Origin of the sequence: Caballeronia sp. BCC1704, assembly GCF_902833455.1 — a bacterium.
In the GTDB taxonomy this organism is placed as follows: Bacteria; Pseudomonadota; Gammaproteobacteria; order Burkholderiales; family Burkholderiaceae; genus Caballeronia.
This window is the reverse complement of sequence record NZ_CADFFT010000008.1, coordinates 26,401-51,392: the sequence shown is the minus strand read 5'-3', so window position 1 is coordinate 51,392 and position 24,992 is coordinate 26,401. Positions and strand designations below refer to the sequence as shown.

25 protein-coding genes are annotated in these 24,992 nt (G+C 64.0%); 16 read left to right on the top strand and 9 right to left on the bottom strand.

What is annotated here, in order from left to right:
- Positions 1 to 302: 302 nt before the first annotated feature.
- The gene (locus tag HWX53_RS27160) at positions 303 to 1,079 is read right to left on the bottom strand and encodes an enoyl-CoA hydratase (protein WP_175946657.1); all 777 of its coding nucleotides are present in this window, start codon (positions 1,077 to 1,079) and stop codon (positions 303 to 305) included.
- Positions 1,080 to 1,215: 136 nt separating this feature from the next.
- On the opposite strand from HWX53_RS27160, the gene paaN reads away from it, so the two are divergent.
- From paaN to paaK, 4 genes are all read left to right on the top strand, one after another.
- Entirely contained in the window at positions 1,216 to 2,925 is a 1,710-nt protein-coding gene (gene paaN / locus HWX53_RS27155; protein WP_175946655.1) for a phenylacetic acid degradation protein PaaN, read from the top strand.
- Between the two features lie 129 nt (positions 2,926 to 3,054).
- Positions 3,055 to 3,846, top strand: a complete 792-nt coding sequence (gene paaG, locus HWX53_RS27150; protein ID WP_175946652.1) for a 2-(1,2-epoxy-1,2-dihydrophenyl)acetyl-CoA isomerase PaaG — start codon at positions 3,055 to 3,057, stop codon at positions 3,844 to 3,846.
- Between the two features lie 60 nt (positions 3,847 to 3,906).
- Positions 3,907 to 4,293 carry a hydroxyphenylacetyl-CoA thioesterase PaaI gene (gene paaI, locus HWX53_RS27145; protein WP_244140304.1) on the top strand — a complete coding sequence of 129 codons (387 nt, stop codon included), beginning with the start codon at positions 3,907 to 3,909 and terminating at the stop codon, positions 4,291 to 4,293.
- Between the two features lie 45 nt (positions 4,294 to 4,338).
- Positions 4,339 to 5,643, top strand: coding sequence for a phenylacetate--CoA ligase PaaK (paaK, locus tag HWX53_RS27140; RefSeq protein WP_175946647.1), 1,305 nt, complete (start codon positions 4,339 to 4,341; stop codon positions 5,641 to 5,643).
- A gap of 12 nt (positions 5,644 to 5,655) precedes the next feature.
- On the opposite strand, the gene HWX53_RS27135 is transcribed toward paaK, so the two are convergent.
- On the bottom strand, positions 5,656 to 6,897 hold the full coding sequence (locus tag HWX53_RS27135; RefSeq protein ID WP_175946645.1) for an MltA domain-containing protein: 1,242 nt from the start codon (positions 6,895 to 6,897) through the stop codon (positions 5,656 to 5,658).
- Positions 6,898 to 6,993: 96 nt separating this feature from the next.
- Entirely contained in the window at positions 6,994 to 7,368 is a 375-nt protein-coding gene (apaG, locus tag HWX53_RS27130; protein WP_175946643.1) for a Co2+/Mg2+ efflux protein ApaG, read from the bottom strand.
- A 262-nt stretch (positions 7,369 to 7,630) separates the two neighbouring features.
- Here apaG and rpe point away from each other — a divergent pair, with 262 nt between their 5' ends.
- From rpe to HWX53_RS27090, 8 genes are all read left to right on the top strand, one after another.
- A complete protein-coding gene (gene rpe / locus HWX53_RS27125) occupies positions 7,631 to 8,320 on the top strand; it encodes a ribulose-phosphate 3-epimerase (RefSeq protein ID WP_175946641.1) in 690 nt (229 codons plus the stop codon).
- Positions 8,317 to 9,057, top strand: coding sequence for a phosphoglycolate phosphatase (gene gph, locus HWX53_RS27120; RefSeq protein WP_175946639.1), 741 nt, complete (start codon positions 8,317 to 8,319; stop codon positions 9,055 to 9,057). Before rpe ends, gph begins: the two co-directional genes overlap by 4 nt.
- A 408-nt stretch (positions 9,058 to 9,465) precedes the next feature.
- Entirely contained in the window at positions 9,466 to 10,962 is a 1,497-nt protein-coding gene (trpE, locus tag HWX53_RS27115; protein ID WP_175946637.1) for an anthranilate synthase component I, read from the top strand.
- A gap of 12 nt (positions 10,963 to 10,974) precedes the next feature.
- Positions 10,975 to 11,559: an aminodeoxychorismate/anthranilate synthase component II gene (locus HWX53_RS27110; RefSeq protein WP_159837057.1), complete on the top strand. Its 585-nt coding sequence runs from the start codon at positions 10,975 to 10,977 to the stop codon at positions 11,557 to 11,559.
- A 4-nt stretch (positions 11,560 to 11,563) separates the two neighbouring features.
- Positions 11,564 to 12,595: an anthranilate phosphoribosyltransferase gene (gene trpD, locus HWX53_RS27105; protein WP_175946635.1), complete on the top strand. Its 1,032-nt coding sequence runs from the start codon at positions 11,564 to 11,566 to the stop codon at positions 12,593 to 12,595.
- A 10-nt stretch (positions 12,596 to 12,605) separates the two neighbouring features.
- Positions 12,606 to 13,391, top strand: coding sequence for an indole-3-glycerol phosphate synthase TrpC (gene trpC, locus HWX53_RS27100; RefSeq protein WP_175946632.1), 786 nt, complete (start codon positions 12,606 to 12,608; stop codon positions 13,389 to 13,391).
- Positions 13,392 to 13,403: 12 nt separating this feature from the next.
- Entirely contained in the window at positions 13,404 to 14,057 is a 654-nt protein-coding gene (locus tag HWX53_RS27095) for a CYTH domain-containing protein (protein WP_175946630.1), read from the top strand.
- A 38-nt stretch (positions 14,058 to 14,095) separates the two neighbouring features.
- Positions 14,096 to 14,821, top strand: a complete 726-nt coding sequence (locus HWX53_RS27090) for a uracil-DNA glycosylase (protein WP_244140303.1) — start codon at positions 14,096 to 14,098, stop codon at positions 14,819 to 14,821.
- 59 nt (positions 14,822 to 14,880) lie between these two features.
- Here the strand turns inward: HWX53_RS27090 and HWX53_RS27085 are convergent, their stop codons facing one another.
- The 5 genes from HWX53_RS27085 to HWX53_RS27065 all read right to left on the bottom strand — a co-directional run bounded on the left by HWX53_RS27085 (position 14,881) and on the right by HWX53_RS27065 (position 19,756).
- Positions 14,881 to 15,477: an NAD(P)H-dependent oxidoreductase gene (locus HWX53_RS27085; RefSeq protein WP_175946626.1), complete on the bottom strand. Its 597-nt coding sequence runs from the start codon at positions 15,475 to 15,477 to the stop codon at positions 14,881 to 14,883.
- A gap of 150 nt (positions 15,478 to 15,627) precedes the next feature.
- Positions 15,628 to 17,439, bottom strand: coding sequence for a PDZ domain-containing protein (locus HWX53_RS27080; RefSeq protein ID WP_175946660.1), 1,812 nt, complete (start codon positions 17,437 to 17,439; stop codon positions 15,628 to 15,630).
- Between the two features lie 118 nt (positions 17,440 to 17,557).
- A complete protein-coding gene (locus HWX53_RS27075) occupies positions 17,558 to 18,289 on the bottom strand; it encodes a DsbC family protein (RefSeq protein ID WP_175946624.1) in 732 nt (243 codons plus the stop codon).
- A 79-nt stretch (positions 18,290 to 18,368) separates the two neighbouring features.
- Positions 18,369 to 19,541 (bottom strand): UbiH/UbiF family hydroxylase, encoded by a 1,173-nt coding sequence (locus HWX53_RS27070; protein WP_175946623.1) that lies wholly within the window; start codon positions 19,539 to 19,541, stop codon positions 18,369 to 18,371.
- A 44-nt stretch (positions 19,542 to 19,585) separates the two neighbouring features.
- Entirely contained in the window at positions 19,586 to 19,756 is a 171-nt protein-coding gene (locus HWX53_RS27065; protein WP_175946621.1) for a hypothetical protein, read from the bottom strand.
- On the opposite strand from HWX53_RS27065, the gene ychF reads away from it, so the two are divergent.
- The 4 genes from ychF (at position 19,755) to HWX53_RS27045 (ending at position 24,319) form a co-directional block, all read left to right on the top strand.
- Positions 19,755 to 20,849 (top strand): redox-regulated ATPase YchF, encoded by a 1,095-nt coding sequence (ychF, locus tag HWX53_RS27060; RefSeq protein WP_175946619.1) that lies wholly within the window; start codon positions 19,755 to 19,757, stop codon positions 20,847 to 20,849. The two genes, HWX53_RS27065 and ychF, sit on opposite strands and share 2 nt — an antisense overlap.
- A 124-nt stretch (positions 20,850 to 20,973) precedes the next feature.
- On the top strand, positions 20,974 to 21,261 hold the full coding sequence (locus HWX53_RS27055) for a DUF3761 domain-containing protein (RefSeq protein ID WP_175946617.1): 288 nt from the start codon (positions 20,974 to 20,976) through the stop codon (positions 21,259 to 21,261).
- Positions 21,262 to 21,390: 129 nt separating this feature from the next.
- Positions 21,391 to 23,058 carry an energy-dependent translational throttle protein EttA gene (gene ettA, locus HWX53_RS27050; protein WP_175946615.1) on the top strand — a complete coding sequence of 556 codons (1,668 nt, stop codon included), beginning with the start codon at positions 21,391 to 21,393 and terminating at the stop codon, positions 23,056 to 23,058.
- A gap of 136 nt (positions 23,059 to 23,194) precedes the next feature.
- Complete coding sequence (locus HWX53_RS27045) at positions 23,195 to 24,319, top strand: DUF748 domain-containing protein (protein WP_175946658.1); 1,125 nt, start codon at positions 23,195 to 23,197, stop codon at positions 24,317 to 24,319.
- 35 nt (positions 24,320 to 24,354) lie between these two features.
- On the opposite strand, the gene HWX53_RS27040 is transcribed toward HWX53_RS27045, so the two are convergent.
- Positions 24,355 to 24,978 (bottom strand): HAD-IA family hydrolase, encoded by a 624-nt coding sequence (locus HWX53_RS27040; RefSeq protein WP_175946613.1) that lies wholly within the window; start codon positions 24,976 to 24,978, stop codon positions 24,355 to 24,357.
- Positions 24,979 to 24,992 lie beyond the last annotated feature (14 nt).

Here is a 24,992-nt window from a genome sequence, read left to right as displayed (position 1 = left end):
CTGTTAGTTTTTAAAGAGCAATCCGCCAAGACTTTCCACCTCGCCGCATCGAGCACTGGGCTCAACCGCTTCGTCTTGCGTCGCTGCATCAGCAGCAGAGAAGCGAGATTATGTACGTCGTTTCGGTCAGTGTCAACAAGTTTTTGAAGCATTTCACTCGTCAACCGCGCTCAGAACCATATTGCCTTCCAAGCCCACCACCACGACACCACCGTTCCCGCTTCCTTCGCGTTCGTTTGAATCGCGAAGGAACGGAATTCTAGTGACCGGCACGGCAATACGCAAGGGTCCCGCGCAAGAAATTATCGATGTTTGAACGCCGGTTTGCGCTTCTCGACGAACGCCGACATTCCCTCCTTCTGATCCTCGGTCGCGAACAGCGAATGGAACAGGCGCCGCTCGAAGTGGACGCCTTCGGCGAGCGTCGTCTCATAGGCGCGGTTCACCGACTCCTTGGCCATCATGACCGCGGGCAACGAGAAGCCTGCAATGATGGTCGCGGCCTCGACAGCTTCGTCGAGCAGACGCTCGGCTCCCACCACGCGCGACACCAATCCCGCACGCTCGGCTTCGGCTGCGTCCATCATTCGCGCCGTGAGACACATGTCCATCGCTTTTGCCTTCGATACAGCGCGCGGCAGGCGCTGCGTGCCGCCCGCGCCCGGAATCACGCCGAGCTTTATTTCCGGCTGACCGAACTTCGCCGTGTCCGCCGCGATGACGATGTCGCACATCATGGCCAACTCGCACCCGCCGCCGAGCGCGAACCCGGCCACCGCAGCGATGATCGGCTTCCGAATGGACCGGATCGTCTCCCAATTTCGCGTGATGTAGTCGCCTTTGTAGACGTCCATATAGGAATACTTGGCCATCATGCCGATGTCCGCGCCCGCCGCGAAAGCCTTCTCACTGCCGGTCAGCACGATCGCACCGATGTCGTCGTCCGCGTCGAACGACTTCAGGGCCGCGCCGAGTTCGTCCATTAACGCATCGTTCAACGCGTTCAGCGCCTTGGGACGATTCAGCGTGATCAGTCCGACCCGCCCGCGTGTCTCGACCAGCAGATTCTCGTAAGTCATGCGCTCCTCCTAGCGATCCTCAGGTAAGTCCTAATGAAAAGACCTCTTGTCCGTCATCTCGATAATGCTAACATCACCAACCAACCGGTCGGTTAATTAATCGGCTGAACCGTCCTTCACTTCCGTTCTCGCGACCATGACACATCCGCTATTCACGAAGCATGAGGCGATGCTCGACAAAGCTCTCGCTGCCATCGAAACCCGCGGCTACTGGAGCCCGTTCGCCGAAATGCCCAGTCCCAAAGTGTACGGGGAAACCGCCAACGCGGACGGAGAAGCGACGTTCAAGGCGTACCTTGGCAAGACGTTCGAGCTGGACCAACCGTCGACGGGCGAAACCGTCGGCAAAGAGCAATCGCCTTTCGGCATCGCGCTCGATATTCGCTATCCGAAGGCGGACCCGGACGCGCTCATTCACGCCGCTGCGAAAGCGCAAGCCGAATGGCGCGCCGCCGGTCCGCAGGCGTGGGTCGGCGTGAGCCTCGAGATCCTGTCCCGTCTGAATCGCGCGAGCTTCGAAATCGGCTACAGCGTGATGCACACCACCGGACAGGCTTTCATGATGGCCTTCCAGGCAGGCGGCCCGCACGCGCAGGACCGCGCGCTCGAGGCCGTGGTCTACGCCTGGGACCAGCTGCGCCGCATTCCTTCCGAAGCGCATTGGGAAAAGCCGCAGGGCAAGAATCCGCCGCTCGCCATGCAGAAGCGTTACACCGTCGTGCCTCGCGGCATGGGGCTCGTGCTCGGCTGCTGCACGTTTCCGACGTGGAATGGATACCCCGGTCTCTTCGCCGATCTCGCCACCGGCAACGCCGTCATCGTCAAACCGCACCCGGGCGCGATCCTGCCGCTGGCAATCACCGTCCGAATTGCCCGCGAGGTGCTTCGCGAAGCGGGCTTCGATCCCAACATCGTCACGCTGCTCGCAACGGAGCCGCATGACGGCCCGCTCGTGCAGCAGCTCGCGGTTCGCCCCGAGATCAGGCTCATCGACTTCACGGGCAGCACGCAAAACGGCACCTGGCTCGAGCGCAATGCGCATCAGGCTCAGGTCTACACCGAGAAGGCGGGCGTCAACCAGATCGTCATCGATTCCGTCGACGACATGAAAACCGCCGCCCGCAACATCGCGTTCTCGCTCGCGCTCTACTCCGGTCAGATGTGCACCGCGCCGCAGAACATCTACGTGCCGCGCGACGGCATCCGTACCGCCGACGGTCACTTGAGCTTCGACGATGTCGCGAAGTCGCTCGCCGGCGCGGTCGAAAAGCTGACGTCCGATCCGGCGCGCGCCGTCGAGCTGATCGGCGCAATCCAGAACGAAGGCGTCGTCGCGCGCATTGCCGAGGCCCGCGCAATCGGCGAGGTTTTGCTCGATAGCCAGACGCTCGCCCATCCAGTCTTCCCCGACGCGCGCATTCATACGCCTCTCCTGCTCAAGATGGACGCCCGCTCCGACCAAGCGAAGTTCACGAAGGAATGGTTCGGCCCCATCTCGTTCGTCATCGCAACGGATTCGACCGCGCACTCCCTGGACCTCGCCGGTTCGATCGCTCAGGAGCACGGCGCGCTCACGTTGTCCGTCTACAGCACCGACGACGCCGTCATTCATTCCGCTCATGAGGCCGCGATACGCGGCGGCGTCGCGCTTTCGATCAATCTGACCGGTGGCGTGTTCGTCAATCAGTCGGCCGCGTTTTCGGACTTCCACGGCACCGGCGCCAACCCGGCCGCCAACGCCGCGCTCGCGGATGCCGCCTTCGTCGCGAATCGCTTCCGGGTTGTTCAGAGTCGGGTCCATGTTGCCCCGAAAGCAACGCCCGCGGAAGCTGGCCAAACGGCATAGGCGAAAACGACAACGCGCGAAAGCGTGCAATCGGCTTATGCCGTTCGGCCGAATGGAAAGCGGCGCGCAGCACGCCTAGTATCGGCGGGTGAGTGAGCAACGCAGCCGGCAGCTGTTCAAGGAGATGCCATGTCGGAGAAGTCTGTCCTGTACCACATCGACGGCGATACGCGCGTCGCAACTATCACGCTGAACCGCCCGGACAAGCTGAACAGTTTCACGCGCGAAATGCACGGCCATCTCAGCCACGCGCTCACGGAGGTAGAGGCCAGCAACGCGCGCGCGGTCGTCATCACGGGTGCCGGGCGCGGCTTCTGTGCGGGACAGGACTTGGCCGACCTCGACTTCACGCCCGGTTCGATGTCCGACCTCGGCGAGCTGATCGACGCGCACTTCAATCCGCTCGTGCGTCGCCTGCAGACGATGTCGCTGCCCGTCATCGCTGCTGTCAATGGCACCGCCGCCGGCGCGGGGGCGAATCTGGCGATGGCATGCGACCTCGTCATCGCCGCGCGCTCGGCGAGCTTCATCCAGGCATTCGTGAAGATCGGCCTTGTGCCCGATTCGGGCGGGACGTGGCTGCTGCCGCGCCGCGTCGGCGAAGCGCGTGCCCTCGCCCTCGCGCTCACCGGCGAGAAGTTGAGCGCGGAAAAGGCGGAAGCCTGGGGCATCGTGTGGCGGGTCGTCGAAGACAGCGAACTGCAGCAGGCAGCCGCGCAATTGGCGGCGCAGCTCGCGCAACAGCCGGCGCGAGCCGTGGCCGCGATCAAACAACTGGTGCGTGCGAGCGCGAACAACACGTTCGATGCTCAGCTCGATCTCGAACGCGACATTCAGCGCGAACTCGGCGCATCGCCCGACTATATCGAGGGCGTCGCCGCGTTCAAGGAGAAGCGCGCGCCGCACTTCGAAGGCCTGTAAGACCATTTATTGGAGAGACTTGTGACGCCTCAACAGCTGGCGGAAGCCACCGCCAAGGCCATGTACGAAGCGGACGCCTGCTCGCGCGCGCTCGGTATCGAGTTGATCGAAGTGCGCCCGGGCTATGCCCGCCTGCAGATGAACGTCCGTCCTGACTTTCTCAACGGTCACGCGATCTGCCACGGCGGTCTGATCTTCACGCTCGCGGATTCCGCGTTCGCCTTCGCGTGCAATTCGTACAACGTCAGCACGGTCGCGGCGGGCTGCTCGATCGAGTTTTTGCGGCCCGTGCAAGGCGGCGACCGGCTGACTGCGGAGGCGGTCGAACAGACGTTGAGCGGACGCGCGGGCATCTACGACATCCGCGTGACCAACCGCGACAGCGAAACGGTGGCGACGTTTCGCGGCAAGTCGGCGCAAATCAAGGGAACTGTGATTCCCGTCTGACGGGCCGTCCAGCGCACCACGACAGCGAGCATGAAGGAGACACTGATGACCACAGCATTGCCGCTCGATCCGATCGAAAAGGCGAGCCGCGACGAACTCGTCGCGTTGCAACTGCAACGCCTGAAATGGACGCTGAAGCACGCCTACGAGAACTCGCCGGTCTACCGGCGCAAGTTCGACGAAGCGGGCGTTCATCCCGACGAAGTGCAGTCTCTCGCCGATCTCGCGCGCTTTCCGTTCACGACCAAGAAGGACCTGCGCGCCAACTATCCGTTCGGCATGTTCGCCGTGCCGCAAGAGCGGGTTGCGCGTATTCACGCGTCGTCGGGAACCACGGGCAAGCCGACAGTCGTCGGCTACACGGCGAAGGATATCGACACGTGGGCGGATCTCGTCGCGCGTTCGATTCGCGCAGCGGGCGCGCGGCGCGGCGACAAGGTGCACGTGAGCTATGGCTACGGCCTCTTCACCGGCGGGCTGGGCGCGCACTACGGCGCCGAACGCGCGGGGCTCACCGTGATTCCGTTCGGCGGCGGGCAAACCGAGAAGCAGGTGCAACTGATTCAGGACTTCCGGCCCGACATCATCATGGTCACGCCGAGCTACATGCTGTCGATTGCGGACGAGCTCGAGCGGCAAGGCTTCGATCCGTCGGACTCGTCACTGCGAATCGGCATCTTCGGGGCGGAGCCGTGGACGAATGACATGCGTCGTGCCATCGAGCAACGCATGGGTATCGATGCCGTGGACATTTACGGATTGTCGGAGGTCATGGGACCGGGCGTCGCGTCCGAGTGCGCCGAGACCAAGGACGGCCCGACGATCTGGGAAGATCACTTCTATCCCGAGATCATCGATCCCGAAACGGGCGAAGTTCTGCCCGACGGCGAATTCGGCGAGCTCGTGTTCACGTCGCTCACGAAGGAAGCGTTGCCGATCATCCGCTATCGCACACGCGATCTGACGCGCCTTTTGCCCGGCACTGCGCGCACGATGCGCCGCATGGAAAAGATCACCGGCCGCTCCGACGACATGATGATCGTGCGTGGCGTCAATGTGTTCCCGACTCAGATCGAGGAACTGCTGCTGAAGCGTCCGGTGCTCGCGCCGCATTATCAGATCGTGCTGACGAAGGACGGCCCGCTCGACGTTCTCACGCTCAACTGCGAGCCGTGTCCCGAATCGGCGCCGGATACAGCCGCGCTGGAAAGCGCGAAGACCGCGCTCGCCTATGACATCAAGGCGCTCATCGGCGTGAGCGCCGTCGTGAACGTCCTTGCAGTCAATGGCATAGAGCGATCGGTCGGCAAGGCGCGGCGCGTGGTGGACAAGCGCAAGCTAGGCGCGTAAGCGTCCCTGCGTTCAGGAGTTCGGCATCAGCAGCCACATCCGGCCGCCTTGCTTCATGCGTCCGGCAAGATCGCCGGCATCGTCGCCGAGGCCCCAGAAATAGTCGGCGCGCACGCCGCCCTTGATCGCCGTGCCCGTGTCCTGCGCGAAGACGAGGCGGTTCATCGGCTGGTTGCTGAGCGGCCGCGTGGTCTGCAAGAACACGGGCGTGCCCAGCGGAATGGCGGACGGATCGACGGCAATCGAACGTTCGGGCGTGAGCGGTACGCCGAGCGCGCCGACGGGACCATCGCCGAGACTCGCGCTCATCACGTCATTCGCGGGCATCTCGCGGAAGAACACGAAGCGCGGGTTCACGTCGAGCAGCGCATCGACGCGCGCCGGGTTCGCCTTCGCCCACGCCTTGATGCCCTGCATCGTCGCCTGCGCGGGCGTGAGTTCGCCGCGATCGAGCAATTCCTTGCCGATGGATCGGTACGGCTGGTTGTTCGTCCCGCCGAAACCCACGCGCATGACGCTGCCGTCTTCCATCACAATGCGCCCCGACCCCTGCACTTGCAGGAAGAACGCTTCGATGGGGTCGTCGACCCACACGAGCTCGTTGCCGTTCAGCACGCCGGAGCGTTCGAGTTGCGCGCGCGCCGGCAGCGCGGAGCCCGGCTTGTACCGATACGGCCAGCGATACAGCGCGTACTGGTAAGCACCGTGGCGCGTGCGCGAGCCGCGCAGCAACGGCTCGTAATAGCCGGTCACGAGGCCGTCGACGGTGCCGTCGGTATTAGCGAGTTGGAACGGCGTGAAATACGCTTCGAAGAAACTGCGCGCCGCCGACATGTCCAGATCGTCGAGGCTTTGTGCCGCCGCGCATGCCTTCTGCCATCCGGGCTGGCGCGCGAGCCGGCTGCAGTTCTGCCGGAGCGCAGCCGTCGCGCCGATCAGGCTATCGTCCTGCCAGCCCGGAACCTGCTGCCAGCTGACCGCGGTCAGTCGCGAGGACGCGCGCTGGCCCGTGGTGATGGGCGGGCCGCCCGCCGTGCTCGGCCCCGGCTTCACGTAACTGCCGCCGCCGCACGAGGCGAGCAGCACGGCCGTTGCAATCGACGCGGCCCAGGCCGCTCCTCGCGCGGCGCGTGGCGCTAACCGCATACAATGCTCGTTCTTGATGGGAACCGCCATGTCTGATCTGTTCGACGAATATCCAATGCTGATCTTCGCGCTCGAGGCGCTCGTGGCGCTCGGGCTCTTGATTTTCATCGTCGCGTGGACGGCATCGGGCAAAAAGAAACACCAGAACCGCGCGAACGATTCGGCCAAACGCCGCTAGTCTGCGCTTGGCCGCTGCCTGCGCGCTCAGTGCAGCGTGCGCGGCACGTGCAAGGCGAATTCCGCGATGGGCGCTTCGAAGCGTTCGCCGTCGTCCGCCACGCAGAAATACTCGCCGCGCATGGTGCCCACCGGCGTCGCGATCACAGCCCAGCTCGTATATTCGAACTGCTCGCCCGGCGCAAGCAACGGCTGCTGGCCGACCACGCCTAGCCCCTTCACTTCCCGCACCTGATTGTCGCTATCCGTGATGATCCAGTGGCGCGAAATCAATTGCGCCGTCACGTGGCCCGTATTGCGGATCGTCAACGTGTAGGCGAACGCGTATTGGCGGCTGTCCGGGTCGGACTGCTCGGGCATATATCGCGTCTCGACGGACACGGTGAATTCGTACTGGCTCATCGTCGTTCCAATTCAATTCATCGCTGCGCTGCGCAAAAACAGCGCGCGGGTGCGCCGCTACTGGTCAGGCATTCTGCTTGATGCAGCCCGCGCCCGCAACACGGAGCGCACCTCGCGGGCGTTTTCCGCGCTGTCAAGCTGGCCGTCCGGCCGACTTACGCCAAAGACAACGCGGGTTAGAATTGCGCTTCAGACCGTCGGCTGCACGCTCGGCCGCGCGAATCGAGTCTCGTGGTCCCTGCAGCCCCAACCGGATACGTCCATGGCGCAATTTCACATCGCTCCCAGCATCCTTTCCGCCGACTTCTCCCGGCTCGGCGAGGAAGTCCGCAACGTCGTCGCCGCGGGAGCCGACTGGATTCACTTCGACGTGATGGACAACCATTACGTGCCGAATCTCACGATTGGCCCGATGGTGTGCGAAGCCATTCGCCCCCACACGGAAGTGCCTATCGACGTGCATCTGATGGTGCGGCCGGTGGATCGCATCGTGCCCGATTTCGCGAAAGCCGGCGCGAATGTGATCAGCTTTCACCCGGAAGGTTCGGACCATATCGACCGCACGCTTTCGCTCATTCGCGATCACGGCTGCAAGGCCGGTCTCGTCTTCAATCCCGCAACGCCGCTCAATTATCTTGATCACGTGATGGACCGGCTCGATCTCGTGCTGATCATGTCGGTGAATCCGGGCTTCGGCGGGCAGTCGTTCATTCCGGAAGCACTCAACAAACTGCGCGAGGCGCGGGCGCGCATCGACGCCTACCGCGAGCGCACGGGCCGCGAGATTCATCTGGAGATCGACGGCGGCGTGAAAGTGGACAACATCGCGGAAATTGCAGCAGCCGGGGCGGACACGTTCGTCGCGGGGTCGGCCATTTTCGGCACGCACGACTACAAGCAGGTCATCGACGCCATGCGCGCCGAACTGGCAAAATCGGGAGCGCAGCAATGAGCGACGTCATCGCGCCGCCGCCGGCGTTCACGAACCGCCCTATCCGCGCCGCGATCATCGACCTCGACGGCACGATGGTCGACACCGCAGACGACTTCGTCGCCGCGCTCAACGGCATGCTCACGCGCGTGGGCATCGACCAGCCCGCCACGCGGGAGGAAGTCGTCGGCTACATCGGCAAGGGTTCGGAAAACCTGATCCGCAGCGTGCTCGGCGCGCGCCTGCCGCACCCGCAGGCCACCGCTCAGTTCGACGACGCCCTGGCCACGTATCAGAGCGAATACGCGAAGATCAACGGCAAGCATTCGACGCTCTTCCCCGAAGTCGAGGCAGGGCTCGAAGCCATGCGCGAGCTCGGCATTGCCCTCGCGTGCGTCACCAACAAGCCGCATCGCTTCGCGGTGGAATTGCTGTCGCACTTCGGCATCGCGCAATACTTCAAGGTCATTCTCGGCGGCGATTCCGTGCCGTTGAAGAAACCGGATCCGCTGCCGATGCTCACCGCATGCGAGCGGCTGGACGTGCTGCCGCGCGAGACGGTGGCCGTCGGCGATTCCGAAAACGACGCGCTCGCGGGCCGCGCCGCCGGCATGGCGACGCTCACGGTGCCCTACGGTTACAACCATGGGAAAGCCGTGCAATCGGTGAAATCCGATGGTATAGTTTCCTCGCTGCGCGCAGCCGCTTCGGCAATTGCCGCCACGCTTGCGCCGCCGAACACCACACTGACTGAATAGTCCATCTCTCATGTTTCTCAACAGAAAACGGAGTCTGAGCAGCATCGACCGGGGAGCCTGGCCCTGGCGTCGCTGGTCGCGCTAACCTCGCCCGAGGTACGCTGAAGTGACGTTGCGTTCCGCTTCACTCGCTTCAGCAACCGTTTTTTGTTTCGCTGCGCATTCCCGCGCCGTTTCCGTTGATTGGTCGTACATCTCGTACATCGAGCCTTGCTTCGGCATGCGCCGTCTAGCGTTGCGCGCGGCAGGTGCCGTACGCGCAGGCCGCCCACGTGACATCGAACTCGTTCGATGCCGCGCGGCCAAGCCGCATCGACCGACAATCCGGCAAACGAGCCGCTCGCAGCGCCGTAAGCATCCCCTTTGACGCGCCCTGACATAACGAACGCGTCGCTCAAGGACCGCAAGATGACCGAACTCGAATTCCAATCGCTGGCGAACGAAGGCTACAACCGTATTCCGCTGATCGCCGAAGCCCTCGCCGACCTCGAAACGCCGCTCTCGCTCTACCTCAAGCTCGCCCAAAGCGAGCGCAATGGCGCGAACTCCTTCCTGCTGGAATCGGTTGTCGGCGGCGAGCGGTTCGGGCGTTATTCGTTCATCGGCTTACCGGCCCGCACGACGGTGCGCGTGCAGAACGGCGTGTCGCAAGTGGTCACGGACGGCACGGTCACCGAGACCGACGAAGGCGATCCGCTCGCGTTCATCGAACGCTTCCAGAAACGCTTCAAAGTGGCCATGCGCCCTGGCCTGCCGCGCTTCTGCGGCGGTCTCGCCGGATACTTCGGTTACGACGCGGTCCGCTACATCGAAAAGAAACTGGCTGATACCGCCCCGCGCGACGACCTCAATCTGCCCGACATCCAGTTGCTGCTGACTGAGGAAGTCGCGGTCATCGACAATCTCGCGGGCAAGCTCTACCTCATCGTCTATGCAGACCCGACGAAGCCCGAAGCGTATGCAAAGGCGAAGCATCGTCTGCGCGAGTTGCGCGGCCGTCTGCGCGCCACGGTTCAGCCGCCGGTGACGTCGGCGAGCGTGCGCACCGAGACGTATCGCGAGTTCGCGAAAGAGGACTATCTCAAGGCCGTGCGTCGCGCGAAGGAGTACATCGCGGCGGGCGAACTCATGCAGGTGCAAGTCGGCCAGCGGCTGATCAAACCGTTCCGCGACAATCCGCTTTCGCTGTATCGCGCGTTGCGGTCGCTGAATCCGTCGCCGTACATGTACTACTACAACTTCGGCGGCGACGTTCACGTGGTCGGCGCATCGCCCGAAATTCTCGTGCGTCAGGAAAAACGCGCCGAGGACCGTATCGTCACCATTCGCCCGCTCGCCGGCACGCGGCCGCGCGGCAACACGCCCGAGCGCGACGCCGAACTCGCCACCGAACTGCTGAACGATCCGAAGGAAATCGCCGAGCACGTCATGTTGATCGACCTCGCGCGCAACGACGTGGGCCGTATCGCGGAGACGGGCTCGGTCGCGGTGACGGACAAGATGGTCATCGAGAAGTACTCGCACGTTCAGCACATCGTGAGCTCGGTCGAAGGCCGGCTCAAGCCGGGCATGAACAACTTCGACGTGCTGCGCGCGACATTTCCCGCCGGCACGCTTTCCGGCGCGCCGAAAGTCCGCGCGATGGAATTGATCGACGAACTGGAGCCCGTGAAGCGCGGGCTGTACGGCGGCGCCGTCGGCTATCTGTCGTTCAGCGGCGAGATGGATCTGGCCATCGCTATTCGCACAGGTCTCATCCACAAAGGAAATCTGTACGTGCAGGCCGCGGCGGGCGTCGTCGCGGACAGCGTGCCGGAATCCGAATGGCAAGAGACGGAGAACAAGGCGCGCGCCGTTTTGCGCGCGGCCGAGCAAGTGCAAGACGGCCTCGACAGCGACTTCTGAGGAGACAAGACCATGCTGCTGATGATCGACAACTACGATTCGTTCACCTATAACCTGGTCCAGTACTTCGGCGAGCTCGGCGAGGACGTGCGCACGTATCGCAACGACGAAATCACGCTCGACCAGATCGCGGAGCTGCAACCCGAGCGCATTTGCCTTTCACCCGGGCCGAGCAACCCGCAGCACGCGGGCATCACGCTCGACGTGCTGCGCGAATTCTCCGGTAAGCTGCCCATTCTCGGCGTCTGCCTCGGCCATCAGGCGATCGGCGAGGCGTTCGGCGGGCGCGTCGTGCGCGCGCAGACCATCATGCACGGCAAGGTGAGCCAGATCGAGACGGACTGCAAGGGCGTCTTCTCCGATCTGCCGAAGCACTTCAACGTCACGCGCTATCACTCGCTCGCCATCGAGCGCGAGTCGTTGCCGGACTGCCTCGAAGTGTCGGCGTGGACGGCGGACGGCGAAATCATGGGCGTGCGTCACAAGGAACTCGCCGTGGAAGGCGTGCAGTTCCATCCGGAATCCATTCTTTCCGAGCACGGCCACGCGCTGCTCGAAAACTTCGTGAAGAACACGGCGTCCGGCAAGCGGGCTTAAGAACATGACGATCACTGCACAAGAAGCCCTGCAACGCACCATCGAGCACCGCGAAATCTTCCACGACGAAATGCTGCATCTCATGCGCCAGATCATGCGCGCGGAGATGTCGCCCGTGATGGCCGCCGCGATCATCACCGGCTTGCGCGTGAAAAAGGAAACCATCGGCGAGATCGCGGCGGCGGCGACCGTCATGCGCGAGTTCGCCAATCACGTCGACGTGGCGGACAACTCCAATTTCGTCGATATCGTCGGCACGGGTGGCGACGGCTCGCACACTTTCAACATCTCCACGGCGTCGATGTTCGTCACGGCAGCAGCCGGCGCGAAAGTCGCGAAACACGGCAATCGCGGCGTGTCGAGCAAGTCGGGCAGCGCGGACGTGCTCGAAGCACTCGGCGTCAACATCGACCTCACGCCGGAGCAAGTGGCCGCCTCTATCGCCGAAACGGGCATGGGCTTCATGTTCGCGCCGAATCATCATCCGGCCATGAAGAACATCGCGGCCGTGCGGCGCGAACTCGGCGTGAGAACCATCTTCAATATTCTCGGGCCGCTCACGAATCCGGCGAGCGCGCCGAACCAGCTCCAGGGCGTGTTCCACGAAGACCTCGTCGGCATTCAGGTTCGGGTGATGCAGCGGCTGGGCGCGAAACACGTGCTCGTCGTGCACGGCAAGGACGGCATGGATGAAGTGTCGCTCGGCGCGGCGACGAAAGTCGGCGAACTGAAAAACGGCGAAGTGCTCGAATACGAGATTCATCCGGAAGACTTCGGCTTGCAGATGGTCTCCAACCGATCGCTCAAAGTGCAGGACGCGCAGGAGTCGAAGGCCATGCTGCTCGGCGCGCTGAACAACAAGGCGGGCGTCGCGCGCGAGATCGTCATACTGAACGCGGGCGCGGCGCTCTATGCCGCCGACAGGTGCGATTCGATCGCCGACGGCATGGCCGCCGCGCGCGAAGCCATCGAGAGCGGCGCGGCGCGCGAGAAGGTCGAGGCCTTGGTACGCTTCACGCAGCAATTCACGAAATAACGGAACCATCATGAGCGACATTCTCGATCGCATCATCGCGGTCAAGCGCGAGGAAGTTCGCGCCGCCGAACAGAGCGCGCCGCTCGAAGAGCTGAAGCTCGAAGCGAGCGCGCGGGACCTGCGCGATTTCGTCGGCGCATTGCGCGCCAAGCATGCGGCCGGGCAGGCTGCGGTGATTGCGGAGATCAAAAAGGCGAGCCCGTCGAAAGGCGTGATACGCGAGGACTTCGTGCCCGCCGACATCGCGCGTTCGTACGAAAAAGGCGGCGCCGCGTGCCTGTCCGTACTCACCGACGTGCAGTTCTTCAAAGGCAGCGTCGCGTATCTGGAAGAGGCGCGCGCCGCGTGCAGCCTGCCGGTGCTGCGCAAGGACTTCATCGTCGATCCTTACCAGGTGATCGAAGCTCGCGCGATGGGCGCGGACTGCATCTTGCTGATCGCAGCAGCACTGGAACTCTCGCAGATGCAGGACCTGGAAGCGTACGCGCATTCGCTCGGTCTCGCCGTGCTCGTCGAAGTCCACGACACCGACGAACTGCGCGACGCGCTCACGCTCAAGACCCCGCTCATCGGCATCAACAATCGCAACCTGCGCACGTTCCAGACGACGATCGACACGACCATCGGCATGCTCGAATCCATGCCGGACGACCGTATCGTGGTGACGGAATCGGGCATCCTGTCGCGTCTCGACGTCGAGCGGCTGCGCGCGATGCGCGTGGACACCTTCCTCGTCGGCGAGGCGTTTATGCGCGCCGACGACCCGGGCGCCGAACTCGCCCGCATGTTCTTCTAACGGGACCGCATCGTGGCAATGGAACGCGAAATCAAGCTGGCGCTGCCGCCGTCGCAACACGATGACGTGGCGCGTTTCTTCGACGAACGCGCCGGCGCCGGCAGGCCGTTCGATCTGGGCAACGTGTACTTCGACACGCCTCAGCTCGCGCTCGCCGAAGCCAAGGCCGCGCTGCGCCTGCGCCGCGCGCCGGACGAATGGCTGCAAACGTACAAGACGCTCGGCGAATCGCGCGCGGGCATGCACAGCCGCCACGAGTGGGAAATGCCGGTGAAAGGCGAGGCGCTCGAAATCGACGCGCTGCTCGCCGCCTGCGACGACGAAGCCGCCCGCGAGGCGCTCAAAGCCGCCGCGCCGGAGCTGGTCGCGCTATTTCGCACGGACTACCGGCGCATCGTGTGGGACGTCGAGCATGAGGGCGCGCAGATCGAAGTGGCGCTCGATCTCGGCGAAGTGACGGCGGACGTCGACGGCGAAACGCGTCGCGCGGAAATTAGTGAACTGGAGTTCGAGCTGAAGTCGGGTAACGAACACGCGCTGGAAACGCTTTCCGCCGAAGTGCGCGGCGCGTTTCCCGAACTCGTTCCCGAAGATCTGAGCAAGGCGCAGCGCGGCTACCGGCTGCGCGAGCAGCCGCAAAGCGGTATTCAAGACGCCGAAGCATGAATCGCCAGCCTTCCCTTTTTGCGGAGCCCGAAAGCGCGATGGACGCGCCCGCGTTCACCACGCTCGAAAGCCAGTTCGACGCGCTGCCCGCCGATTGGCGGCGGCATCTGATGCCGTTTATCGAAAGCCCGCGCTATGCGACGCTCTGCTCATTCGTCGATGCCGAGCGCGCCGCCGGCAAGACCGTTTATCCCGCCGACGTTTTTCGCGCGCTGCGTCTGACGCGCCCCGGCGACGTCAAGGTCATCATTCTCGGCCAGGACCCGTATCACGGGGAAGACAAGGGCGCGCCGCAAGCGCACGGCCTCGCGTTTTCGGTGCCCGCGCCGGTGCGGCCGCCGCCGTCGCTGCGCAACATCTTCAAGGAGATTCAGGCGAGTCTCGGGTTCGCGGCGCCGTCGCATGGTTGTCTCGATGCCTGGGCGAAGCAAGGCGTGCTGCTTCTGAACACGTCGCTCACGGTCGAGCGCGATAAGGCGGGCAGTCACGCCAAGCGCGGCTGGGAGCAATGCACCGACACGCTCATCCACGAGATGGCGCTGCGGCACGACGGACTCGTGTTCATGTTGTGGGGCGCGCACGCGCAGGCCAAGCGCGGGTTGATCGAGGGCACCGGCAAGGCGCACTGCGTGCTGGAAGCGCCGCATCCGTCGCCGCTCTCCGCGCATCGCGGGTTTCTCGGCTGCGGGCATTTCGCGCGGGCGAACGCGTATCTCGTCGAACACGGACGAGCGCCGATCGACTGGCGCTTGCCGCCTGCGTAAAAAACCCGCTGCGTCGAATGACGCAGCGGGTTTCTACTGTCGAGAGACCAAACAGCCGCTTACAGCGCCGCGATCGCCTCGCGCGCTTGCGCCAGCGCCGTGCCGGCCACGTCCGCGCCCATGTTCAGGCCTTCGGCGTAGATGAAGTTGACGTCCGTCATGCCGAGGAAGCCGAGGAACGACTTCAGATACGGCGTCTGCGAGTCATGCGGCGTGCCGACATACTTGCCGCCGCGCGCCGATACCACGAACACCTTCTTGCCCTTCACGAGACCTTCCGGACCGTTCGCCGTGTAGCGGAACGTGATGCCGGCCCGCGCGATCTGGTCGAAGTACGCCTTCAGCTGCGACGAGATGCCGAAGTTGTACAGCGGCGCCGCGATCACGACGATATCCGCCGCTTGCAGTTCTTCGATCAGCGCGATGCTCTTCGCGTCGATGGCGGCCTGCTCGGGCGTGCGCTTGTCGGCGGGCGTGAAGAACGCGCCTAGCGTGGCGTCGTCGAGGTGCGGCAGGTTGTCGGCGAGCAGATTGCGCACAACGATCTTCGCGCCCGGATTGCTTTGTTGCAGTTTCGCGGTGAGTTCGTCGGCGAGCAGCGTCGACTGAGCGCCTTGCGAACGCGCGGCGGAATTGATTTGCAGAATCGTCGTCATGATGGCTTCCTTCCTGAGTGAGGAGCGGACGGCAAGCGCGCCCGCGTTAGGAAGCATTCTTCAGTTTTCGACGTTCGGGAAAAAGCGGCGCGGCCGTGAAGGATCGTTGCACCGGTAGAACAATCCTCCGACGTGCGCTGCCTCTTTCGTTCAGCCTTTCAGCCAGCGCTCGCGCCACTGCTTCGACGCACCGCGGCCGTCCATCGCGGTCAGCACATAGCGCGACACTTCCGGCGCGTCGAGCCTGACTTCAGTGCGACGCAGTTCGTCGCGGCGGAACGTGTGCACCTCAATTCTCGCGCCCGGCAGATAGCGCGACAGCAGCGCGTCCAGATTCGACCCGGTGACGCGCAGGCCGTCGATGGCCACCAGCACGTCGCCTGCCGACAGTCCCGCCTTCTGCGCCGCGCCGCCGTCATGAACGACCGCGAGCGTGCATTCCGCGCCGCCGCGCACCCGCGCCCCGAGCGACGGCTTGCCGGCCGTGCCGTTGGTCGGCATGTCGGGCGCGAGCGCGATACCGAACGGCTCGAGCAGCGCATCGAGCGGCAGATCGCGCGTGCCGCGCACGCCATCGCGAAAGAGCGCGCGCAAGTCCGCGCCGGTCGCCTCGGCGAACAGCGCCTCGACGTCTTCCTCGCGGATGCCGCGCGGCTTGCCGTTGTAGAAGTCGCGGCCGTATCGCTGCCAGAGCAGCCGCATCACGTCATCGAGCGACTTGCGGTTCTCGGTCTGCGCGCGAATCGACAAGTCGAACGCCAGCGCGACCAGCGATCCCTTCTGGTAATAGCTGACGATGGCGTTGGCCGCATTTTCGTCGGCGCGATAGTACTTGACCCATGCATCGAACGAACTCTGCGCGACCGATTGCTTGAGCCGCCCGCTGCCGCGCAGCACGCCGCCGATCGTCTTGCCGAGCAGCGAGAAATAATCGCCCGCGCTGATGAGACCGCTGCGCACGAGCATCAGGTCGTCGTAATACGACGTGAAGCCCTCGAAGAGCCAAAGCAGCGACGTGTAATTTTCCTGCGACAAGTCATACGGCGCGAACGCCGCCGGCTTGATGCGCTTCACGTTCCACGTATGGAAGTACTCGTGGCTGCACAAGCCCAGATAGGTGCGATAGCCGTCCGTCATTTCCGGGCGGCCCTGCACCGGGAGGTCGGTCCGATTGCAGATCAGCGCCGTCGATGCCCGATGCTCCAGCCCGCCGTAACCATCGCTGACGGCGACGGTCATGAACACGTAGCGGTCCATCGGCGCTTTCTTCGTGCGCGGTTCGAAGAGCGCGATCTGCGCTTCGCACACGCGCTTCAGGTCGGCCGCGAGCCGTTGCATGTCCAGCGCGACGACGCGCCCCGCGATCACGATGTCATGCTTCACGCCGTGCGCGGTGAAGTTGCCGAGCGCGAATTCGCCGAGCGTGACGGGATGGTCGACCAGTTCGTCGTAATTCGCCGCTTCGTAGCTGCCGAAGCCGTAGCGCTTCGTTCCGCGCGATTCAGCGAGCGCCGTCGCGACGCGCCAGTTGCGGTGCGCGCCGCCGGTCGGCGGCTGAATATCGACGACGCACGGCGCGCTCGACTGCCCTTCCACCGCGAGAAAAACGCTCGTGCCGTTGAAGAATCCGACTGTATCGTCCAGATGCGCGGCGCGCACCGACATGTCCCACGCATAGACTTCGTAGCGCAGCGTGATCGCGCCGTCGACTGGCGCGGCTTGCCACGCGTGCTTATCCGTCTTTTCGATGGCGACGCGCCGGCCGGCCGCGTTGAACGCCTGCAGCGTCACGATATTGCGGGCGAATTCGCGGATCATGTAGCTGCCGGGAATCCACACCGGCAGCAGAAACCGCTGTCCAGCCGGATCGGGCGCGGCGACCGTCAGCGTCACTTCGAACAGATGCGCCGCCGGGTTCTTCGGAACGATGCTGTAGCGCACCGGTTGCGTGAGCGGAGTCATTGCCATAGTCGTCCTTGTTCTTGTTCTGAGCGTTGCTTCATTGCGCCGGATGCGCAATGGCGAGCCGTAAAACGAAAGGAGGCGCCCTCACGCCTCCTCTTGCCAGATCGGGCCGCGATCAGTGCGCGGCCGAGATTTCCTTTTCCAGCCGGTCGGCGGGCACCGCGCCCGGCAGACGGCGGCCGTCCGCGAGAAACACCGTCGGCGTGCCGGAGACGTTCATCGCGTGGCCGAGCTTCAGGTTCTTGTCGATCGCGGCGGTGTCGCACGTGCCGGCGGTGGTCGGCGGCTTGCGGTCGAGCATCCAGCTTTCCCAGCTCATCGCGCGGTCTTTCGAGCACCAGATCGACTTCGACTTCTCGGTCGAATCCGGCGACAGCACCGGATACAGAAACGTGTACACGGTCACGTTGTCGATGGACTTCAGCGACGATTCGAGCTGCTTGCAATACGGACAGTTCGGATCCGAAAACACCGCGATCTTGCGGCTGCCGTTGCCTTTGACGACCTTCACCGCGTTCTCGAACGGCAGCTTCGCGAAGTCGATCTTGTTGGTCTCGGAAAGCCGCGCTTCGGTCAGATTCTTGTTGCTGCGCGTGTCGACGAGATCGCCGACCATCACGTAGTTGCCGGTCGCGTCGCTATAGACGATCTGCGTGCCGAGGTTCACTTCGTAGAGCCCCGGAATCGGCGTCTTGTCGATGCTCTTGATGGTCGCTTCGCCCATGCGCGCTTCGAGCGTCGATTTGAGCTTGTCGGTGGTTTGATCGGCCTGCGCCGAGCAGCCGAGGCCGAGCGTCGCGGCGAGCGTGGCTGCCGCGGCGAGAGCAAGGCGAAGAGTTGTTTTCATGCCGTTTCCCGATGATGGGGCGACGCGTGACGACCGCGCCCGCCTTGGTGTTGTGAGTTGAACCGTTGAACTTGACGCGTCAACCGAGCGCCGCCGAGACGAGCCAGCGTTTGGCGAGCGGCTGGGCGCCGACGAGCGCCATGCCGGTGTTGCGAATGGCCTGCGCGAACGTGCCCGGCGCGGAAAACAGGCGCTGCATGCCGTCCGTCACGATCGTCAGCTTCTGGATGTCTTCGCGGCGCGCGCGCTCGTAGCGGCGCAGCAGAATCGGGTCGCCGAGATCGCGGAAGGCTTCCTTGTTCGCGATGACATCGGCAAGCGTGGCGACATCGCGCAGGCCGAGATTCATGCCCTGCCCGCATAGCGGATGAATGAGATGCGCGGCATCGCCGACGAGCGCCACGCGCGGCGCGATCAGCCGGTCCACCGTCTGCAGCCCGAGCGGAAAGCCCTGCGCGGGCGTCACGCATTCCAGCGCGCCGAGCGTGTTCTGCGTGGCCGCTTCGACTTGCGCGGCCAGTTGAGCCGGATCGAGCGCGAGCAGTTCGTCCGCGTGCTCCGTGCGCGCCGACCAGACGAGCGACACGTGATCGCCCGGAAGCGGCAAGAGCGCGATGATTTCGGTATCGCGAAACCATTGGTATGCGGTTTCGCCGTGCGGCCGCTCGGCCTTGAAGTTCGCGACGACGCCCGTTTGACCGTAATCGCGGCGATGCATCTTCGCGCCCATTTGCGCGCGCACCCACGAATGCGCGCCGTCCGCGCCGACGATCAGCTCCGTTTCCAGCGTTTCGCCGCTCGACAGCGTGACGTGCGCGGCGTCGTCGTCGATCGTCATGCCCTGCGCGCGCGCCTCGAACCACGACAGGCTCGGCTGGAAGCGCAAGGCGGCGTCGAGCGCCTGTTCGATCAACGTCGATTCGACGATCCACGCGAGTTGCGGCACCGAAGCCTGAAACGCCGAGAAGTGCAGTTCGGCGTGCGTGTCGCCGAACACGCGCATGTCGAACACCGGGCCGAGCCGCGAGCGATCGAGCGCCTGCCACACGCGCAGTCGTTCGAGCAGCGTCTCCGAACTGGACGACAGCGCGTAGATGCGCGAATCGAAGACGGCGCCGGGCGGCAAACCAGCCGCGGGCGGCGCGAGCAGCGCGACGCGCCGGCCGGACTGGGCGAGTGCGAGCGCGGCGGTCTTGCCGACAAGCCCGCCACCGACAACGACCGCGTGAAAGGTCAAGGGATGCGAAGTCATGCGGGCATTATAGCTGCGAGGGTTGCGCGGGTTTTGGCGCTTGCTCAAAGGACGAGTCGGCGGAAACGCCGGTCCGGCCCGGCGGTACAATAGCGGTTTGCCCGGCCGCCCGAGCGGCCGCTGCGCTGGCGGACGCCCTTGTCGCCCGCCCGGCGCGCATCGTTTGACGAACCCCGCGCGGCGAAGCGCCGTCTCACCAGTTCGAAGGATTCCATGAGCCTCCAATGCGGCATCGTCGGCTTGCCTAACGTCGGCAAGTCCACGCTTTTCAATGCACTGACCAAGGCGGGGATTGCCGCCGAGAACTATCCGTTCTGCACCATCGAGCCGAACGTCGGCGTCGTCGAAGTGCCGGACGCGCGCCTTCAGGCGCTCGCCGAGATCGTGAAACCCGAGCGCATCCTGCCGGCTGTCGTCGAATTCGTCGATATCGCCGGTCTCGTCGCAGGCGCGAGCAAGGGCGAAGGCCTCGGCAACCAGTTTCTCGCGAACATCCGCGAAACGGACGCCATCACGCACGTCGTGCGCTGCTTCGAAGACGAAAACGTGATTCACGTCGCGGGCAAGGTCGATCCGCTCGCGGACATCGAAGTCATCGACACGGAACTCGCGCTCGCCGACCTCGCCACAGTCGAGAAGGCGCTCACGCGTTATTCGAAGGCCGCTAAATCGGGCAACGACAAGGAAGCGGCGAAGCTCGTCGCAGTGCTCGACAAAGTGCGCGCGCAGCTCGATCAGGCGAAGCCCGTGCGCGCGCTTTCGCTGACCGACGAGGAGCAGGCGCTCATCAAGCCGTTCTGCCTCATCACGTCCAAGCCGACGATGTACGTCGCCAACGTGAAGGAAGACGGCTTCGAGAACAATCCGTACCTCGACGCCGTGCGCAAGCACGCGGAAGCCGAGGGCGCGCCGGTGGTCGCGGTGTGCGCGGCGATCGAAGCAGAAATCGCCGATCTGGACGATGCCGACAAACAGGATTTCCTCGCCGACATGGGCATGGACGAGCCGGGGTTGAACCGTGTCATCCGCGCGGGCTTCAAGCTGCTCGGCTTGCAGACGTATTTCACGGCAGGCGTGAAGGAAGTCCGCGCGTGGACGATTCACATCGGCGATACGGCGCCCCAGGCGGCCGGCGCAATCCACACAGATTTCGAGCGCGGCTTCATCCGTGCGCAGACCATTTCGTTCGATGACTACGTCGCGTTCAAGGGCGAGCAAGGCGCGAAGGAAGCTGGGAAGATGCGCGCGGAAGGGAAGGAATACGTCGTGCAGGACGGAGATGTGATGAATTTCTTGTTCAACGTCTGAGCGTCAAAAGTCGTCACAACGGCTTGATTCGAAAAGCGGAGTGCCTGAAATATGGCGCTCCGCTTTTTTCATGGGCGGACGGCGGCGAAGACCGCCGAAGACCACAACGAGAGATCACAAGAAGATGAAGAGACATTCACGAATCGGCGCGTTCGTAGCGGGTTGCGTGATCGCGCTGACGTGCGCGCCCGCCCATGCTTATTACAGCCCGCAGCAACCGAACGAATCCGACCTCGACTCCCACCGCCACTACCGCAACCACGACGGCAACGTCATCCACTCCCCCGCCCGCTCGCGTTCGGGCGCCGTTCCCGAAGGCGCAAGCGCGCAATGCCGCGACGGAACCTACAGCTTCAGCCAGCATCACAGCGGGACGTGTTCGCGGCATGGGGGCGTCGCGCGCTGGGAATAGCGGCGCACGCCCGAAGTACAATGACACGCAACCCGGCGCGTGCGTCTTCCCGCGCCGACTTCCATCGAATCGCGGATCGCGCGCCCACTTCGGCGCCGCGTTCATCCCCTCACTCACATCACGCACAACATGGCCCAATACGTCTTCACCATGAACCGCGTCGGCAAGATCGTGCCGCCGAAGCGTCAGATTCTGAAAGACATCTCCCTCTCGTTCTTTCCCGGCGCGAAGATCGGTCTGCTCGGGCTGAACGGTTCGGGCAAGTCCACGCTCATCCGGATCATGGCGGGCGTCGATAAGGACATCGAAGGCGACGCGCAGCCGATGCCCAATCTCAACATCGGCTATCTGCCGCAGGAGCCGCAGCTCGATCCGCAGCAGACCGTGCGTCAGGCCGTGGAAGAAGGTCTCGGCGATGTGTTCCAGGCGCAAAAAAAGCTCGACGAAATCTACGCCGCGTACGCCGAGCCCGACGCCGACTTCGACAAGCTCGCCGCCGAGCAGGCGAAATACGAAGCCATTCTCGCGACGAGCGACGGCGGCAGTCCCGAACAGCAGCTCGAAGTCGCCGCCGACGCGCTGCGCCTGCCCGCGTGGGACGCGAAAATCGAACATTTGTCGGGCGGCGAAAAGCGCCGCGTCGCGCTGTGCAAGCTGCTGCTGCAAAAGCCCGACATGCTGCTGCTCGACGAGCCGACCAACCACCTCGACGCGGAATCCGTCGAATGGCTGGAACAGTTCCTCACGCGCTATCCGGGCACCGTCGTCGCCGTGACGCACGATCGCTACTTCCTCGACAACGCCGCCGAATGGATTCTCGAACTCGACCGCGGCCACGGCATTCCTTGGAAGGGCAACTATTCGAGCTGGCTCGATCAGAAGGAAGAGCGCCTCAAGCAGGAAGAAGCGAGCGAATCCGCGCGCCAGAAGGCCATCAAGAAAGAACTGGAATGGGTGCGCCAGAATCCGAAGGGACGCCAGGCAAAGTCGAAGGCGCGTATCGCGCGGTTCGAGGAACTCAATAGCCAGGAATACCAGAAGCGCAACGAGACGCAGGAAATCTTTATTCCGGTCGGCGACCGGCTCGGCAACGAGGTCATCGAGTTCAAGAACGTCAGCAAGGCGTACGGCGATCGTCTGCTCATCGACAACCTGAGCATGAAGATTCCGGCGGGCGCGATCGTCGGCATCATCGGGCCGAACGGCGCGGGTAAATCCACGCTGTTCCGCATGTTGACCGGCCGCGAGCAGCCGGATTCGGGCGAAATCATCATGGGGCCGACCGTCAAGCTGGCCTATGTCGATCAGAGCCGCGACGCGCTCGCCGCCGACAAAACCGTCTTCGAGGAAATCTCCGGCGGCGCGGATGTGCTGACGGTCGGCAAGTATGAAACGCCGTCGCGTGCTTATATCGGCCGGTTCAACTTCAAGGGCAGCGATCAGCAGAAACTGGTCGGCAACCTGTCGGGCGGCGAGCGCGGGCGGCTGCATCTCGCCAAGACGTTGATCGCGGGCGGCAACGTGCTGCTGCTGGACGAACCGTCGAACGATCTGGACGTCGAAACGCTGCGCGCGCTCGAAGACGCGCTGCTCGAATTCGCCGGCTCGGTGATGGTCATCTCGCACGACCGCTGGTTCCTGGACCGCATCGCGACGCACATTCTCGCGTTCGAAGGCGAATCGCACGTCGAATTCTTCGACGGCAACTATCAGGAATACGAGGCCGACAAGCGCAAGCGTCTGGGCGAAGAAGCCGCGAAGCCGAAGCGTCTGCGGTACAAGCCGATCACGCGCTAATCATGCGATGAGCGGCAAAGCGCGCCTAATGCGGGCGCGCGCACCGACATCGGCTCCGAAAATGGCGACCGTCTAGCGACCGTCGCCATTTCTGTTTTTGGCGGCACGATAACGCCCAAAAATGGAGACGCATCAGATGGCGGGACGGCGCGCGCAGCGGGGAGCGCGGTGGGCAATGGGAATCGTCGTGGCGCTCGTCGTCTTGGTGGTCGGCGGCTGGTTCTTCGTCGCGCATCAGATGAAGGAGCGCATCCGCGAGACCCTCGGGCCGAACGGTTCCGTCGATGAGATCGATGTCGGCTTCGGACACATCACGCTCTCGCGCGTGCGTCTGCGCGGCCCGCGTGACTGGCCGACAAGCGACGCGTTACGCGCCGAGCGGATCGTGCTCGACGTGGACATGCGCGCGGCACTGTCGAACCGCGTTCACTTGCGCGATGTGAGCGTCGACAACTATTACCTTTCGATCGCCCGTTCCGCCGATGGCCGCGTGCGCGTGCTGCCGGGCCTCAAGGAAACGGCGCGCGAAGCCGACGCGAAGCCCGGCGACAAAGCCGCCCAACACGCGGAGGAGGAGAAGCTGATCGACCGTGTGTCGTTCGAGCGCGGCGCGATGGAGTTCTTCGATGCCTCCGTGCGGCAGCCGCCGTATCGCGTGCTGATCAGCGACGCGCGCGCGACCATCGACCATTTGCATCTGCCCGCGCTGACCGACCGCACCGCGCTGTCGATGAACGGCTCGATCAAAGGTCCGTCGCACACGGGCGCCGTTTCGTGGGGCGGCTGGATGGTCATCGCGAACAAGGATTCACAAACGCACGCGATGCTGCGCAGCGTCGATATTTCGATGCTCGATCCGTACCTGCTGAAGAAAGCCGGCGCGAAGGCAGCGGTGACGGGGGGGACCATCGACATGACCATCGACGCGAACGTCCGCGATTACCGCATCCACGCGCCGGGAACGCTCACGCTGAACCACTTGCAGATCAGCGACGGCGACAGTCCGCTCGACACTTTTCTCTCCATTCCGACGAAAGCAGCGATCGCCGCGCTGAAGGACCGCAAAGAGGAAATTAAGCTCGACTTCGTGCTCGAAGGCGACTTGCGCGATCCGAAGTTCTCGCTCTCGGAGAGTCTGTCGAAGAAGCTCGCGGCCGGCTTCGCGAAGGCGCTCGGCGTGAGCGCCGAAGGCGTGGCGAAGGGCGCGGGCGAAACGGTGAAGGGAATCGGCAACGCGCTGAAGAACCTACTGGGGCAGTAGCGCGCCGCCGTTTGCTTCGCTCGGAGCGGGATGGCTCAGACGGGAACGCCCAGCGCGCGCAGCTTCGCTTCCGTTTCCTGCGCGCCGGTGTGATGCACGCCGTGCCAGCCGAGATCCGTCGCGGCTTGCGCGTTGGCGGCGTTGTCGTCGATGAAAACGAGTTCGTGCGGCTGGATGCCCGGCAGATGCTTTTCGATTTCCGCGCGCATCAGCGCGAAAATCTGCGGATCGGGCTTCACCAGCCCGACGCGCCCCGACACCACGATTTCCCTGAAACGCCGCAGCACGTCGAAGCGTTCCCACGCGTACGGAAACGTCTCTGCCGACCAGTTCGTCAGCCCGAAAAGCGGCACGCCGGCCGCATCGAGCCGGTCGACGAGCGTAACGCCTTCTTCCAGCACGCCTGCCACCATTTCGTGCCAGCGCGCATAGAACGCGCGGATCAGCGGCTCGTGTTCCGGGTACTGCGCGACGAGCTCGGCCGTCCCCTCTTCCACGCTTTGCCCGCCGTCCTGCTGCATGACCCAGTCCATCTTGCAGACGTTGTCCAGGAACCAGCGGCGCTCGGCTTCGTCGGGGATCAGCTGCTTGTACAGATATTCCCGGTTCCAGTCGATCAGCACGCCGCCGAAATCGAACACGACTGCTTTGATGGTCATTGCACGCTGCTCCT

Coding starts and splice junctions, on each gene's coding strand:
- HWX53_RS27160 (WP_175946657.1), bottom strand. CDS start 1,079: ATGACTTACGAGAATCTGCTGGTCGAGACACGCGGGCGGGTCGGACTG.
- paaN (WP_175946655.1), top strand. CDS start 1,216: ATGACACATCCGCTATTCACGAAGCATGAGGCGATGCTCGACAAAGCT.
- paaG (WP_175946652.1), top strand. CDS start 3,055: ATGTCGGAGAAGTCTGTCCTGTACCACATCGACGGCGATACGCGCGTC.
- paaI (WP_244140304.1), top strand. CDS start 3,907: ATGTACGAAGCGGACGCCTGCTCGCGCGCGCTCGGTATCGAGTTGATC.
- paaK (WP_175946647.1), top strand. CDS start 4,339: ATGACCACAGCATTGCCGCTCGATCCGATCGAAAAGGCGAGCCGCGAC.
- HWX53_RS27135 (WP_175946645.1), bottom strand. CDS start 6,897: ATGAAAATCAAGAGCCCGAGCGCCACGAGCGCCTCGAGCGCGAAGATC.
- apaG (WP_175946643.1), bottom strand. CDS start 7,368: ATGAGCCAGTACGAATTCACCGTGTCCGTCGAGACGCGATATATGCCC.
- rpe (WP_175946641.1), top strand. CDS start 7,631: ATGGCGCAATTTCACATCGCTCCCAGCATCCTTTCCGCCGACTTCTCC.
- gph (WP_175946639.1), top strand. CDS start 8,317: ATGAGCGACGTCATCGCGCCGCCGCCGGCGTTCACGAACCGCCCTATC.
- trpE (WP_175946637.1), top strand. CDS start 9,466: ATGACCGAACTCGAATTCCAATCGCTGGCGAACGAAGGCTACAACCGT.
- HWX53_RS27110 (WP_159837057.1), top strand. CDS start 10,975: ATGCTGCTGATGATCGACAACTACGATTCGTTCACCTATAACCTGGTC.
- trpD (WP_175946635.1), top strand. CDS start 11,564: ATGACGATCACTGCACAAGAAGCCCTGCAACGCACCATCGAGCACCGC.
- trpC (WP_175946632.1), top strand. CDS start 12,606: ATGAGCGACATTCTCGATCGCATCATCGCGGTCAAGCGCGAGGAAGTT.
- HWX53_RS27090 (WP_244140303.1), top strand. CDS start 14,096: ATGGACGCGCCCGCGTTCACCACGCTCGAAAGCCAGTTCGACGCGCTG.
- HWX53_RS27085 (WP_175946626.1), bottom strand. CDS start 15,477: ATGACGACGATTCTGCAAATCAATTCCGCCGCGCGTTCGCAAGGCGCT.
- HWX53_RS27080 (WP_175946660.1), bottom strand. CDS start 17,439: ATGACTCCGCTCACGCAACCGGTGCGCTACAGCATCGTTCCGAAGAAC.
- HWX53_RS27075 (WP_175946624.1), bottom strand. CDS start 18,289: ATGAAAACAACTCTTCGCCTTGCTCTCGCCGCGGCAGCCACGCTCGCC.
- HWX53_RS27070 (WP_175946623.1), bottom strand. CDS start 19,541: ATGACTTCGCATCCCTTGACCTTTCACGCGGTCGTTGTCGGTGGCGGG.
- ychF (WP_175946619.1), top strand. CDS start 19,755: ATGAGCCTCCAATGCGGCATCGTCGGCTTGCCTAACGTCGGCAAGTCC.
- HWX53_RS27065 (WP_175946621.1), bottom strand. CDS start 19,756: ATGGAATCCTTCGAACTGGTGAGACGGCGCTTCGCCGCGCGGGGTTCG.
- HWX53_RS27055 (WP_175946617.1), top strand. CDS start 20,974: ATGAAGAGACATTCACGAATCGGCGCGTTCGTAGCGGGTTGCGTGATC.
- ettA (WP_175946615.1), top strand. CDS start 21,391: ATGGCCCAATACGTCTTCACCATGAACCGCGTCGGCAAGATCGTGCCG.
- HWX53_RS27045 (WP_175946658.1), top strand. CDS start 23,195: ATGGCGGGACGGCGCGCGCAGCGGGGAGCGCGGTGGGCAATGGGAATC.
- HWX53_RS27040 (WP_175946613.1), bottom strand. CDS start 24,978: ATGACCATCAAAGCAGTCGTGTTCGATTTCGGCGGCGTGCTGATCGAC.